Here is a 12,501-nt window from a genome sequence, read left to right on the forward strand (position 1 = left end):
TCCCGCTCGTGGGCAGTGGTGCGGGGCGGGACGCGACACGGGCGCGGGGCGGGACGCTCGTACCGCGTCCCGCCCCGCATCCGGCCTCACCGCGACATCACTGCGGCGTCATGCGCCCCACCATGTCGGGGTGCTCCTTCAGCCACGCGGCGACGGCCTCTTCCTCATGGCCCTGACCGCGGTTCTTGATCTCGCTCTCCAGGGTGCCGAGCTCGTCCTCGGTCATCTTGAAGTTCTTGATCCACTTCGTGAGCTGCGGGTACTCCTCGGGGAACTTCTCGTTGGAGATGGTGCGGATCGTGTTGCCCTCACCGAAGGCCTTCTTCGGGTCCTTCAGCTTGGTCAGCTCGTAGTCGCTGTACGCCCAGTGCGGCGACCAGAGCGTGACGGCGATCGGCTCCTTCTTGGCGTACGCGCGCTTCAGCTCCGCCAGCATCGCGGGCGTGGAGCCGTCGACGACCTCGTACTCCTTGTCCAGGCCGTAGGCGGGCAGGACCTTGTTCTTCGCCAGGTCCATCTCGCCGGTGCCCGGCTCGATGCCGATGATCTTCCCCTTGAAGGTGCCGGACTTGCCCTTGAGGTCCTCCAGGGAGTCGACGCCCTTCACGTAGGACGGTACGGCGATCTCCAGAGAAGTCGGTTCGTACCAGGTGCCGAGGTCCTTGAGCCGGTCCTTGTTCTTGTCCCAGTAGTTCTTCTGGGCGTAGGGCAGCCAGGCGTCGAAGTTGAGGTCGATGTCGCCCGAGGCCAGGCCCGTGTAGACGGGGCCCACGTCCATCTGCTTCAGGTTCAGCTTGTAGCCGCGCCGCTCCAGGACGTTCTTCCACAGGTAGGTGACGGCGATGTCCTCGTCCCAGGGGAACCAGGCCACGTCCAGGGGCTGCTTCGCCTCGGCGGGCGTGCTGCCGCCGGCGTTCTCGACCGGGGCCATCTTGTCGGCGAAGCCCGGGTTCTGCTTCAGCCAGGCGCGCACGGCCTCCTGCTGGTTGCCCTTGCCCGCCTTGTTGATCTCGGCTTCGAGGCTGGTGAGCTGCTTCTCGTTCATCTTGAAGTTCTTCAGCCACTCGGCGACCGTCGGGTCGTCGTCCGCGAAGCCCTTGCGGGACAGGGTGTGCACGCCGTCGCCCTCGCCCCAGGCGCCCTTGGGGTCCTTGAGCTTCTTGAGGTCGTAGTCGTTGTACGCCCAGTGCGGCGACCAGAGCGTGGTGACGATCGGCTTCTTCTGGGCGTAGGCGCGCTTCAGCTCGGCCAGCATCGCCGGCGTGGAGCTGTCGACGACCTTGTACTCCTTGTCCAGGCCGTACTCCTTGAGGACCTTGCTCTTCAGCAGGGCCATCTCGCCGGCGCTGGACTCGATGCCGGTGATCTTGCCGCCGAACTCGGAGGCCTTGCCCTTGAGGTCCGCCAGGGAGTCGATGCCCTTCATGTAGGCGGGCACGGTGAGCTCCAGGGACGTCTTGTCGTACCAGGCGCCGAGGTCGTCGAGCTGCTTGCCGTACTTCTTCCAGTACTGGGCGTGGGTGGTGGGCAGCCAGGAGTCCGTCTGGAAGTCGACGTCGCCCTGGGAGAGCGACGTGTACAGCGGGCCCGCGTCGAACTGCTTGGCCTCGACCTCGTAGCCGCGCTGCTCCAGGACCTCCTTCCACAGGAAGGTGGAGGCGACGCCCTCGTCCCAGGGGATGTAGCCGATGCTGATCTTCTTGCCCTGGCCGACGTTCTCGCCGCCCGCCACGGTGGCGGAGTCGGTGCTCTTACCGAAGACACCCATGCCGCCCGCGGCGAGCGCGAGGACGACGACGCCGATCACGGCGACGACCGGGCGGGGCCGGTAGGACCAGATCTTCAGCCCCTGGGCGGCGCGCACCTTGGCGGCGGCGCGGCGGCCGAGCGGGGAGACCTGGGTGCCCAGGGCGCTGGTCATGCGGTCCAGGTAGATCGCGAGGATCACGATGGCCACACCGGCCTCGGAGCCCAGGCCCACGTTGAGCTGGCCGATGGCCTCGTTGACGTCGCCGCCGAGGCCGCCGGTGCCGACCATGCCGGCGATCGCGGCCATGGACAGGCCGAGCATGATGACCTGGTTGATGCCGGCCATGACGGTGGGCAGGGCGAGCGGAAGCTGGACGCGCAGCAGGATGCTGCGGGGCGTGGTGCCGAACGCGTCGGCGGCCTCGACCAGTTCCTTGTCGACCTGCCGGATGCCCAGCTCGGTCATGCGCACGCCCGGGGCGAGCGCGAAGATCAGCGTGGCGACGATACCGGCGGGGGCGCCGGTGCCGAAGAACAGGATCGCCGGGATGAGGTAGATCATCGCGGGCAGCGTCTGCATGAAGTCCAGGACGGGCCGGACCAGGCCGCTGACGCGGTCCGAGCGGGCCGCCCAGATGCCGACGGGTATGGAGATCACGAGCGCGATGACGGTCGCCACGAGGACGAGCGCCAGGGTGATCATCGCGTTCTCCCACAGTTCCAGGGAGTCGATGAACGCGAATCCGGCGAACGTGAGGACACCGGCGAGCGTGCCGCGCAGCCAGAAGGCGATCACGGCGAAGATGCCCGCGAGGAGCAGTGGTTCGGGGGCCTGGAGGACGGCGTTGATGCCGTCGTAGAGGCCGAGGAAGACGGTCTTGCAGAAGTCGAACAGCCACGCCATGTGCGTGGTGAGCCAGTCGACTCCGTCGTTGACCCAGCTGCCGAGCTCGATCCTAGGCACGGGCGGTCACCTTCTCTCCGCCCTTGTCCCGCGGGGAGTCGCAGGGCTGCGGGGTGGCGTCCTGCTCGTCTCCGAGGAAGCCGATCAGGCGCTGCCGGGGGACGACGCCGATCTGCTTGTTGTCCTGGTCCACGACCGAGACGGGGTGGGAGAGCCCGGCGCTGATCGCGCACAGCTCCGTGAAGGGGGTGTCGGCCGTGGCGGTCCGGCACCGGCAGCCGGGGGCGTCGGCGGTGACCGAGGCATCCATGAGCTCGCCCGCGGTCAGGACGCGGGAGCGGTCGACGTCCTGGGTGAAGGAGGCGACGTAGTCGTTCTCCGGCCGCAGCAGGATGTCCTGGGCGGTGCCGATCTGGACGATCCTGCCGTCGCGCATGACGGCGATGCGGTCACCCAGCCGCATGGCCTCGTTGAGGTCGTGGGTGATGAAGACGATCGTCTTCTTGAGCTTCTGCTGGAGCTCCAGGAGCTGGTCCTGCATGTCGCGGCGGATCAGCGGGTCCAGGGCGCTGAAGGACTCGTCCATCAGCAGCAGGTCGGCGTCGGTGGCGAGCGCGCGGGCGAGACCGACGCGCTGCTGCATGCCGCCGGACAGCTCGTCGGGCCAGGACTTCTCCCAGCCGGCCAGGCCGCACAGGGCGAGCGCCTCGTCGGCGCGGCGTACGCGCTCGGCGCGGGGCACGCCCTGCACTTCCAGGCCGTAGGCGGCGTTGTCGCGCACGCTGCGGTGCGGGAAGAGCGCGAAGTGCTGGAACACCATGCTGATCTTCTGCGAGCGGACCTTGCGCAGTTCCCGGTCGCCGAGTGTGGTCAGGTCCTGGCCGTCGAAGCGGACGTGCCCGGCGGTCGGCTCGAGCAGGCCGTTCAGCATGCGCAGCAGGGTGGACTTGCCGGATCCGGACAGCCCCATGACGACGAAGATCTGGCCGGGCTCCACGGTGAAGGACGCGTCGATCACGGCGGCGGTCGTGCCCTCGGCGCGCAGTTCCTCCCGGTCGGCTCCGTCACGGAGCCGCTCGACCGCTCGGTCCGGTCTTCTGCCGAACACTTTGTACAGGCTCTCTGCCTGAAGCCTCGCTGACACGTGCACCTCAATCTCGACGGCAATAGAACAGAGCGAGGACAGGGCCGCAAACAGTTGAATTGCGCAACCAGCCTCGCTCTGCGGCCGCGCCTCCCCCGGATCCCGGAAAGCAAACCCACAAGTGGGGCGCCTCACACAGAACGCACACACCACAACGCGCTGTGCGGCGGCGAGTGGCTGTCAGTGGCGTACGGCATGATGCGTGGCGTGACCGGACGACTGATGCTCCTCGACACCGCCTCCCTGTACTTCCGCGCCTACTTCGGCGTCCCGGACTCGGTCAGGGCCCCGGACGGCACGCCGGTGAACGCCGTGCGCGGGCTGCTCGACTTCATCGACCGCCTCGTCAAGGACCACCGGCCCGACCAGCTCGTGGCCTGCATGGACGCCGACTGGCGGCCGCACTGGCGGGTGGAGCTGATCCCCTCGTACAAGGCGCACCGCGTCGCCGAGGAGCGCGCGGCCGGGCCGGACGAGGAGGAGGTGCCCGACACACTGTCGCCGCAGGTGCCGGTCATCGAGGCGGTGCTGGACGCGGTGGGCATCGCGCGCGTGGGCGTCGCCGGGTACGAGGCGGACGACGTGATCGGCACGTTCACCGCGCGGGCGAAGGGCCCGGTCGACATCGTGACGGGCGACCGCGATCTGTACCAGCTGGTGGACGACGCGCGCGGGGTGCGCGTGCTGTACCCGCTGAAGGGCGTGGGCACGCTGCAGCTCACCGATGAGGCATGGCTCCGCGGGAAGTATGGGGTGGACGGGAGCGGGTACGCGGAGCTGGCCCTGCTGCGCGGCGACCCCAGCGACGGCCTGCCGGGCGTGCCGGGCATCGGAGAGAAGACGGCCGCCAAGCTGCTGGCCGAGTACGGGGACCTGGCCGGGATCATGGCGGCGGTCGAGGACCGGCGGTCGAAGATCACGCCGGCACAGCGCAGGCGGCTGGACGAGTCGCGCCCCTATCTCGCGGTCGCGCCGAAGGTGGTCCGGGTCGCGGACGACGTGCCGCTGCCCGATGTCACCACGGCGCTGCCCCGGTCCCCCCGCGACCCGGCGGAGCTTCAAGCGCTGGCGGCCCGCTGGGGACTGGGCGGCTCACTGGAGCGACTTCTGACCACACTGGCGGTGTGAGGAGGCGGGCCGACGACCTTCCGGAGGCCGGAGATGTTCATGAACCTCTTACTCGAGAGGTGTTAAGTGGGGGCGAGATGCTAACTTAGGTAACCCTAACTATGCGAGACAGGGAGGTCCTCATGGCAGAGCGACCCGGACGTCAGCCGCGCAAGCCGCATTCCGCTCAGGTCGTCCGCACCGAACGGCTGACTCCGCACATGCAGCGTGTGGTGCTCGGCGGCGAGGGCCTCGCCGACTTCGCGGCGGGTACGTGCACCGACCACTATGTGAAGCTGCTGTTCGCACCCGAAGGCGTGACCTACCCGGAGCCCTTCGACGTGCAGCGCATCCGCGACGAGTTCCCCCGCGAACAGTGGCCGGTGACCCGGACGTACACGGTGCGCCAGTGGGACGCCGAGCACCGCGAGCTGACCCTGGACTTCGTCATCCACGGCGACGAGGGCCTGGCCGGCCCGTGGGCGGTGCGCGTCCAGCCGGGCGAGATCGTGCGCTTCATGGGTCCGGGCGGGGCGTACGCGCCCGACGCCGACGCCGACTGGCATCTGCTCGTCGGTGACGAGAGCGCGCTGCCCGCGATCGCCTGCGCCCTGGAGGCCCTGCCGCGCGGCGCCAAGGCCTGCGCCTTCGTGGAGATCTCCGGCCCCGAGGAGGAGCAGAAGATCGACTCGGACGTGGACGTCGTATGGCTGCACCGCGGCGACCGGCCCCTCGGCGAGGCACTGGTCGAGGCGGTGCGGAACCTGGAGTTCCCCGAGGGCCGGGTGCACGCCTTCGTGCACGGCGAGGCGCACTTCGTGAAGGAGCTGCGCCATCTGCTCCGGGTCGAGCGCCAGATCGCGCGCGAGGACCTGTCGATCTCCGGCTACTGGCGGCGCGGCCACAACGAGGACGGCTGGCAGGCCTCGAAGCGGGAGTGGAACGCGCGTATCGAGGCGGAAGAGAAGAGCAGCCCGGCCGCCTGAGCGACGCGAGCGCGGCCGCCCCTCACTCCCCCCGCACGCGAGCGTGCAGATGCATGTCGTGCCAGCCGTCCGGATGCAGGGCGGCACCGCGCTTCGTGCCCTCCAGGGCGAAGCCCGTCCTGGACGCGACGCGGCAGGACACCTCGTTGCGTACGGCGTGCAGGAGTTCCAGGCGGTGGAAGCCGGTCTCGTCGAGGGCCCAGCGGGTCAGCGCGGTCGTGGCACGCACGGCGACGCCCCGGCCCCGGGCCGCCGGGACGGTCCAGTACGCCACCTCCGCCCCACCGTCGTCGAGCCGTATCTCGCGCAGCGCGACCCGCCCCAGCAGCGAGCCGGAGTCCGCGTCGGTGACCGCCCAGTGCGCCTCCCGTTCCTCCTCCCACGCCCGGTGCCAGTCGCCGATCCAGTCGGCGACCTCCTCCTCGGAGCCGGCTGCCCGGGCGTGCCACTGGTGCATCACGGAATCCTGGAAGACCTCGCACACGGCGGGCGCGTCCGCGGCCCGCCAGGGGCGCAGCAGGAGCCCGTCGCCGGTGGCGAGGGTGGGCTGCGGGCGGTGGGCAAGCGTCCCGGCGGTCAGGACCGGGCTGGTGAGGTACGGCATGCCCCGCATCCTGGCAAGGACACGAGGGTCGGTCCCAGTGGTTTTCCGTCCGGCGCACCGGGCCTCGTACGCTGGGCCGCGATGAGACGCAAGCCCCGCATCCCGCCCTCTCCCCTGCCGCAGCGCCACGGCGTGGATCCGGTGCGGGTGCGGCTGCCCGTCGCGGGGTCGTGGCCCACGGTGCGTGAGCACCTGGTGGAGCGACTGAGCGGGGCGGGTGCCGGTGTCGTCGACGGTATGTTCGACACGGGGCAGATCGTCGGGGCGGACGGACGGGCCGTGGCGGCGGACGCGCCGTACGTGCCGGGGATGTTCGTGTGGTTCCACCGGGAGCTGCCCGAGGAGGTGCCGGTGCCCTTCCCGCTGGAGGTCGTGCACCGGGACGAGCACATCGTCGTCGTCGACAAACCCCACTTCCTCGCCACCACCCCGCGCGGCAGCCATGTCACCGAGACCGCGCTGGCCAGGCTGCGCCGGGAGCTGGACATCCCCGCGCTCGGTCCCGCGCACCGCCTGGACCGGCTCACCGCGGGGCTCGTGCTGTTCACCGTGCGCCCCGAGGAACGCGGCGCCTATCAGACGCTGTTCAGCGACCGCCGGGTCCTCAAGGAATACGAGGCAGTCGCCTCGTACGACCCCGCCCTCTCCCTGCCCCGGACCGTACGCAGCCGGATCGTGAAGGAGCGCGGAGTGCTCCAGGCCCGGGAGGTGACGGGCGAGCCGAACGCCGTGAGCCGGGTCGAACTCCTCGGGCAACGCCCGGAAGGCGTGGGCGGACTCGCCCGGTACCGGCTGGTGCCCGGCACCGGGCAGACCCACCAGCTGCGGGTGCACATGACCGCGCTGGGCGTGCCGATCCTCGGCGACCCGCTCTACCCGGAGGTGACCGGCCCCGTACCGGCCGGTGACTTCCGGCGCCCGCTCCAACTGCTGGCACGGGCCCTTGCGTTCACCGATCCGGTCACGGGCGAGGAACACCGGTTCCGCAGCGGCCGCGAGCTCGCCGCGTGGGCGTCGTACGACCGGTGGGCCGCCGGGACGTACGACGGCCCGTCAGCCGGTCAGTAGCCGCGCCACCAGCTCAGGAAGCGCTGCCAGGCGCCCCTGCGGCGGGCCGGTTCCTGCGCCGCCGGCTGAACCTGTGGGTACACCGGGGCCGGCTGGGGCTGCGCCGGGGCCGGCTGCGGCTGTACGGCGGCCGGTGCCGCGGGCTGCGCGGCGATCGGTGCGGCCTGCGGCTGCGCGCTGCCGATCTGCCAGTCGGAGCGCTGCGCCGGGACCTGCTTGTGGCTCGGCGGCTCCGTCACGTCCTGCGGCGGCTTGGGCGAGAACTGCACCGGCATCGCCACCAGGTGCCGGGAGGCGATGGACGCCGTCCAGCGCAGCTCCTCCTCGTCGCAGTCGAGCTCGACGTCGGGCAGCCGCATCAGCAGCGCGTCGACGCCGACATCGGCGATGGAGCGGCCGATGTCCTGCCCTGGGCACTCGTGCGGGCCCCCGCCGAACGCGAGGTGGGAGCGGTTGCCCTGCATGCTGGCGGCCAGGTCGGGCCGTACCCGCGGGTCGACGTTGGCCGGGGCCGGGGCGAAGAGCAGTCCGTCGCCCCGGCGGATGCGCTGACCGCCGAGCTCGGTCTCCTGCTTGGCGAAGTAGGCGAAGACCGTACTGAACGGCGGCTCGTTCCACAGGGACTGCTCCACCGCCTCCGGCACGGTCATCTGACCGCCGTTGAGCTGGGCCCGGAAGCGCGGGTCGATCAGCACCGTGAGCAGCACGTTGGACAGCAGATTGGTGGTGGCCTCGTAGGCGGCGAAGAGCACCAGGCGCAGGTGCTCCCTGACCTCGTCGTCGGTCAGCCGGGCCGGGTGGGTGATCAGGTAGCTGGCGAAGTCCTCCTCCGGCTGGGCGCGGCGCCGTGCGGTGAGCCGGCTCAGGGCGTCCATGACGTAGGAGTGGCTGGCGATCGCGGTCTCGGTGCCCTTGAGCGCGTCGCGGGCTGCCTCGACGAGACGGTCGCTGTACTCGTCGGCCATGCCGAGGATCTCGCACATCACGGCCATCGGCAGATGCTCGGCGAACTGGCCGACGAGGTCGGCCTCGCCCTCCTCGCAGAAGCGGTTGACGATGGCCTGCGTGCTGCGGTTGATGTAGCGGCGCAGGCTGCGGAAGTCGATGGTCGAGATGGCGCCCTGAACCGCGCCGCGCAGCCGCTTGTGCTCGTCTCCCTCGGCGTGCGAGGCGATGGGCTGCCAGGCGATGTGCGGCATCAGCGGGTGGTCGGGCTTGACCAGGCCGTCCCTCAGCGGGGTCCAGATACGGCTGTCCCGGCAGAACTGCGAGGGCGAGCGCACCATGTGCAGGTTCTCGGCATGTCCGAGGACGATCCAGATCGGTACGTCGTCGTGGAGCAGCACGGGCGCCACGGGGCCGTGGTCCTTCCGCAGCTGCTCGTACAGCGCTCCCAGATCCTCCGACTCGTGCAGCCGGTGCAGTCCGCCGGGCCCGAGGCCGTGTGCGGGGCAGCCGGGGGGCGGGCCGAGCCGGGAGGCGTCCGTATCGGCCGGGGCATGGGATTCAGGCGTCACAGTGGTCGCTCCGAAACTGAAGTGAATCCAGGTGTCTGGTGGGGGAAAGCGGGTTGGGGAGAGTGGGGGTGGGGCGGGCAGGACGCGGGATCAGCGGCGTGCGCCCGTCATGGCGAGCGAGTGCAGAAAGCGCATGAGGGTCATCAGGACGTCACGGCTGGAGGCCCGGCGGCGTACGTCGCACTCCATGATCGGGATGTCCGGGGTGAGGTCGAGGGCCGTGCGCAGCTCCTCGAGGTCGTAACGGGGCGCGTCCGGGAAGGAGTTGACCGCCACCACGAACGGCACACCGCGCTCCTCCAGGCGCCCCATGACATCGAAACTGACCTCCAGCCGACGGGTGTCGACCAGCACCACCGCGCCGAGCGCGCCCTCGAACAGGCCGTTCCACAGGAACCAGAAGCGCTGCTGGCCCGGTGTGCCGAAGAGATAGAGCACCAGCTGGTCGGTGATGCTGATGCGGCCGAAGTCCATGGCGACGGTGGTGGCCGTCTTGGACGCGGAGCCGAAGTTGTCGTCGACACCGATGCCGGCCTGCGTCATGGTCTCCTCGGTGGTCAGCGGTGTGATCTCGCTGACCGAGCCGACCATGGTGGTCTTGCCGACGCCGAAGCCACCCACGATCACGATCTTGGCCGCGGACTGTGCCGTGTGGGGCAACTGGTCCTCGGCCCGGGGGCCCGGGATGGTGTCAGAGCCTTTGAAGTCCATTCATCACCGCTTCGAGGAGGGAACGGTCGGTGCGTGACTGGCGGACGACCGGGGCGCGCGCCTGCACCAGTTCCGCCGTCAGCAGCTCGGTGAGCAGCACGCCCATCGCGCTGAACGGCAGGTTGAGGTAGGCCGACAGCTCGGCCACGGACAGGGGGGCGGCGCAGAGCCGGAGCAGCGCCGCCTGCTCGGGGGAGGCGGAAGGCGGCGGGTCTTCGGCACGCGCCACGATTAACGTGACCAGATCGAGCTCGGCCCGTTCACCGTCCGGGCCGGCCACCACGTACATCCGCTCCGGGTTCCTGGGTTTGCCCTCGCCCTCCTGGGACGGGGGCGGTTCCGGGGCGGGGTCGCGCCTCTGGCGTTGCGGAGGCGTCATACGATCTGCCCGTTGCGCCGGGGCGGACTGGTCAGATGGCCGCCGATCCGGACGACGAGGTCACGCATCATCGCGCTCATCCGGCCGGGTTCGCACCGCACGTCGGAGAGCACCGCGAGGAAGGCGTTGGCCCCGGCGTTCATCAGATAGAAGTAGCCGCGGTCGATCTCGATCATGACGAGCTTCATCTCGCCGTCGCCGACCGTGAGTTCCTGGCAGATGCTGCCCGCGAGGGACTGCAGGCCGGCGCAGGCGGCGGCGACCCGGTCTGCCGCGTCGGGCTCGCCGCCGTGGCGGGCGATGCGCAGTCCGTCGGCCGAGAGCACCACGATCATCTGAATGCCCGGTACGCCGTCGGCGAGTTGCTTGAGCATCCAGTCGAAGTTGCCTCGCTGCTGAATCACTTGAGGTCCCCCTCCTCGTCGGCCTCGCTGGGGGCCGGGTCGTTGATCAGATGCAGGTACTTGGTCGGGTTCCTGATGAAGTCGGTCGGGTGGGTGCCGGGTTCGATGCCCTGCTTGAGTCCCTCCCAGAAGGCCTCGAGGCCCTTGCCGGGGGCGTCGGGGGCCGACATGTCGCGCAGGGGCTTCGTCTCGGGCTCCGCGACGGCTGTCCAAGGGTTGTACTCGCCCCGTTCGGCGGCCTCCCGGTCGGCCTTCTCGTTGGCGGCCTGCTGGGCGAGCCGCTCGGCGAGCGGCATCTTCACCCGGCTGCGGCGCTGCGGCAGACCGTTCGTCGTCCACTCGGTGACCTCGGGGACGTCGTCGTCCTCCAGGGAGACCGTCGCGGGGATCTTCGGCATGGTGGGGCGCCGCCTCTTGGGAGCGCGCTTCGGGCCCTCGGGAATGCCGACCTTCATGGGGATGCCGGTGGCGCCGATGCCGTGGGCGAGTCCGACGCCCGGCTCATGGGTGATCATCTCGCTCGGCACGATGAGGATGGCGCGGACGCCGCCGTACGCCGAGGCCCGCAGCGAGACCTGCATGTTGTACGCCGTGCAGAGGCGGCCGACGACGGCCAGGCCCAGACGCGGGTGCTCTCCGATGTCCTGGAGGTCGACGCCCGCCTTGGCGGCCTCCAGCATGCCCTCGATCCGGGCCCGCGCCTCCTCGTTGAGGTTGACGCCGCCGTCCTCGATCTCGATGCAGACGCCGGTCTGCACCTCGGTCGCGGTGACGTGCACCTTGGTCTGGGGCGGCGAGTAGCGCGTGGCGTTGTCGAGGAGTTCGGCGGCGGCGTGGATGACGGGCTCGACGTAGATGCCCTTGACGCTGACCTTGGCGATGGAGGACAGCTGGATGCGCCGGTACTCCAGGATGCGGGACATGGCGCCGCGCAGCGTGCTGTACAGGGACACCGGCTCGGGCCACTGCCGGCCGGGGCGGCCGCCGCCGAGGACGGAGACGGAGTCGGCGAGACGGCCGATCAGCGCGTTGCCGTGGTCGATGCGCAGCAGGTCGTCGAAGACCTCGGGGTTGCGGCCGTGGTCCTCCTCCATCTCCCGGAGCTCCTCGGCCTGCTGGTGGGCGATCGCCTGGACGCGGCGGGCGACCGTGACGAAGGAGCGAGCGGCGGCGTCGCGCATGGTCACTTCGTGGTCGACGATCCTGAGCACCGTCAGGAGTGTCTCGACCTCCGGCGCGGGGAGGTCGCGGTAGGCGGGGTTGGCCACTCCGAGCTTGCGAATCACCTCCCTGGGGGACTCTCCGGTGCGCAGCAGGTCGAGCGCGGCGGGGACGACCTCCCTTGTGAAGCGGACCAACTCGTGCTCGTGGCCGGCGATCCGCTGCTCCAGATACGCGCTGTGACGGGCGTGCTCGGCACGCTGGTTCCGCAGTGCACGGCCGCGGCGGACCGCCTCGGCTGCCGTCGCGATCACCAGCGCGGTGGCGATGCCGCCGCACCAGCCGACGGCGAGCCGGGCCGACTCCGTCACCAGGGCGACGGCGGCTCCGGATGCCGCGGCCATCGCTATGGCCGGCAGCAACAGCACGCGCGCGTAGGGAAGTTCACGGCGAACGGGAGGGGATTGAACACTCACCATGTAGGCCTTCTGACAGGAGTCGGCTGGAGTTCCACACAATTGGGGAACAAGCGCACGAATTCATCTCAAGCCGGTGCGCTGCGGGCGAGCTTAGTCCGACCGGATCATCGCCGTGTCATATTCGGCATCCACCGGAAACCGGACGCGAAGGGATAGTACGCTCGGTCGTTTACACGCTGCGACACCGTTCGAACGCCGTGCGTAACGGCGTACGTGCATACGAATGCCACTCACCGTGACGGGTGAGTGGCCTCAGGACAACGCCCCTTCAGGGGCGCGGGGAACTGC

General features: G+C 70.1%; 11 protein-coding genes. 3 read left to right on the top strand and 8 right to left on the bottom strand.

The window, feature by feature from the left end; genetic code table 11:
• Positions 1 to 97: 97 nt before the first annotated feature.
• Together ACFZBT_RS24220 and ACFZBT_RS24225 are read right to left on the bottom strand one after the other, a co-directional pair.
• Complete coding sequence (locus tag ACFZBT_RS24220) at positions 98 to 2,713, bottom strand: glycine betaine ABC transporter substrate-binding protein (protein ID WP_391106812.1); 2,616 nt, start codon at positions 2,711 to 2,713, stop codon at positions 98 to 100.
• On the bottom strand, positions 2,706 to 3,797 hold the full coding sequence (locus ACFZBT_RS24225; RefSeq protein WP_391106815.1) for a betaine/proline/choline family ABC transporter ATP-binding protein: 1,092 nt from the start codon (positions 3,795 to 3,797) through the stop codon (positions 2,706 to 2,708). Before ACFZBT_RS24225 ends, ACFZBT_RS24220 begins: the two co-directional genes overlap by 8 nt.
• A gap of 198 nt (positions 3,798 to 3,995) precedes the next feature.
• Between ACFZBT_RS24225 and ACFZBT_RS24230 the strand changes: the two genes are divergently transcribed.
• Both ACFZBT_RS24230 and ACFZBT_RS24235 read left to right on the top strand, forming a co-directional pair.
• A complete protein-coding gene (locus tag ACFZBT_RS24230; protein WP_391107061.1) occupies positions 3,996 to 4,925 on the top strand; it encodes a 5'-3' exonuclease H3TH domain-containing protein in 930 nt (309 codons plus the stop codon).
• 122 nt (positions 4,926 to 5,047) lie between these two features.
• A complete protein-coding gene (locus ACFZBT_RS24235) occupies positions 5,048 to 5,890 on the top strand; it encodes a siderophore-interacting protein (protein ID WP_391106817.1) in 843 nt (280 codons plus the stop codon).
• Between the two features lie 22 nt (positions 5,891 to 5,912).
• Here the strand turns inward: ACFZBT_RS24235 and ACFZBT_RS24240 are convergent, their stop codons facing one another.
• Entirely contained in the window at positions 5,913 to 6,494 is a 582-nt protein-coding gene (locus ACFZBT_RS24240; RefSeq protein WP_391106819.1) for a GNAT family N-acetyltransferase, read from the bottom strand.
• An 81-nt stretch (positions 6,495 to 6,575) separates the two neighbouring features.
• Here ACFZBT_RS24240 and ACFZBT_RS24245 point away from each other — a divergent pair, with 81 nt between their 5' ends.
• The gene (locus ACFZBT_RS24245; protein WP_391106822.1) at positions 6,576 to 7,562 is read left to right on the top strand and encodes a pseudouridine synthase; all 987 of its coding nucleotides are present in this window, start codon (positions 6,576 to 6,578) and stop codon (positions 7,560 to 7,562) included.
• Here ACFZBT_RS24245 and ACFZBT_RS24250 read toward each other — a convergent pair.
• The 5 genes from ACFZBT_RS24250 to ACFZBT_RS24270 all read right to left on the bottom strand — a co-directional run bounded on the left by ACFZBT_RS24250 (position 7,556) and on the right by ACFZBT_RS24270 (position 12,213).
• Complete coding sequence (locus ACFZBT_RS24250) at positions 7,556 to 9,079, bottom strand: cytochrome P450 (RefSeq protein ID WP_391106825.1); 1,524 nt, start codon at positions 9,077 to 9,079, stop codon at positions 7,556 to 7,558. The genes ACFZBT_RS24245 and ACFZBT_RS24250 overlap by 7 nt on opposite strands.
• Positions 9,080 to 9,169: 90 nt before the next feature.
• A complete protein-coding gene (locus tag ACFZBT_RS24255) occupies positions 9,170 to 9,790 on the bottom strand; it encodes an ATP/GTP-binding protein (protein WP_391106827.1) in 621 nt (206 codons plus the stop codon).
• A complete protein-coding gene (locus tag ACFZBT_RS24260; RefSeq protein WP_391106830.1) occupies positions 9,771 to 10,169 on the bottom strand; it encodes a DUF742 domain-containing protein in 399 nt (132 codons plus the stop codon). Before ACFZBT_RS24260 ends, ACFZBT_RS24255 begins: the two co-directional genes overlap by 20 nt.
• Complete coding sequence (locus tag ACFZBT_RS24265) at positions 10,166 to 10,573, bottom strand: roadblock/LC7 domain-containing protein (RefSeq protein WP_391106833.1); 408 nt, start codon at positions 10,571 to 10,573, stop codon at positions 10,166 to 10,168. The genes ACFZBT_RS24260 and ACFZBT_RS24265 overlap by 4 nt, the downstream gene beginning before the upstream one ends.
• Positions 10,570 to 12,213: an ATP-binding protein gene (locus ACFZBT_RS24270; RefSeq protein ID WP_391106836.1), complete on the bottom strand. Its 1,644-nt coding sequence runs from the start codon at positions 12,211 to 12,213 to the stop codon at positions 10,570 to 10,572. Before ACFZBT_RS24270 ends, ACFZBT_RS24265 begins: the two co-directional genes overlap by 4 nt.
• Positions 12,214 to 12,501 lie beyond the last annotated feature (288 nt).

Origin of the sequence: Streptomyces sp. NPDC008137 (genome assembly GCF_042957035.1) — a bacterium.
Classification (GTDB): domain Bacteria; phylum Actinomycetota; class Actinomycetes; order Streptomycetales; family Streptomycetaceae; genus Streptomyces.

Excerpts from the sequence above, each read along its gene's own strand:
- ACFZBT_RS24230 (WP_391107061.1), top strand. The coding sequence starts at position 3,996 with ATGCGTGGCGTGACCGGACGACTGATGCTCCTCGACACCGCCTCCCTG.
- ACFZBT_RS24235 (WP_391106817.1), top strand. The coding sequence starts at position 5,048 with ATGGCAGAGCGACCCGGACGTCAGCCGCGCAAGCCGCATTCCGCTCAG.
- ACFZBT_RS24240 (WP_391106819.1), bottom strand. The coding sequence starts at position 6,494 with ATGCCGTACCTCACCAGCCCGGTCCTGACCGCCGGGACGCTTGCCCAC.
- ACFZBT_RS24245 (WP_391106822.1), top strand. The coding sequence starts at position 6,576 with ATGAGACGCAAGCCCCGCATCCCGCCCTCTCCCCTGCCGCAGCGCCAC.
- ACFZBT_RS24255 (WP_391106827.1), bottom strand. The coding sequence starts at position 9,790 with ATGGACTTCAAAGGCTCTGACACCATCCCGGGCCCCCGGGCCGAGGAC.
- ACFZBT_RS24260 (WP_391106830.1), bottom strand. The coding sequence starts at position 10,169 with ATGACGCCTCCGCAACGCCAGAGGCGCGACCCCGCCCCGGAACCGCCC.
- ACFZBT_RS24270 (WP_391106836.1), bottom strand. The coding sequence starts at position 12,213 with ATGGTGAGTGTTCAATCCCCTCCCGTTCGCCGTGAACTTCCCTACGCG.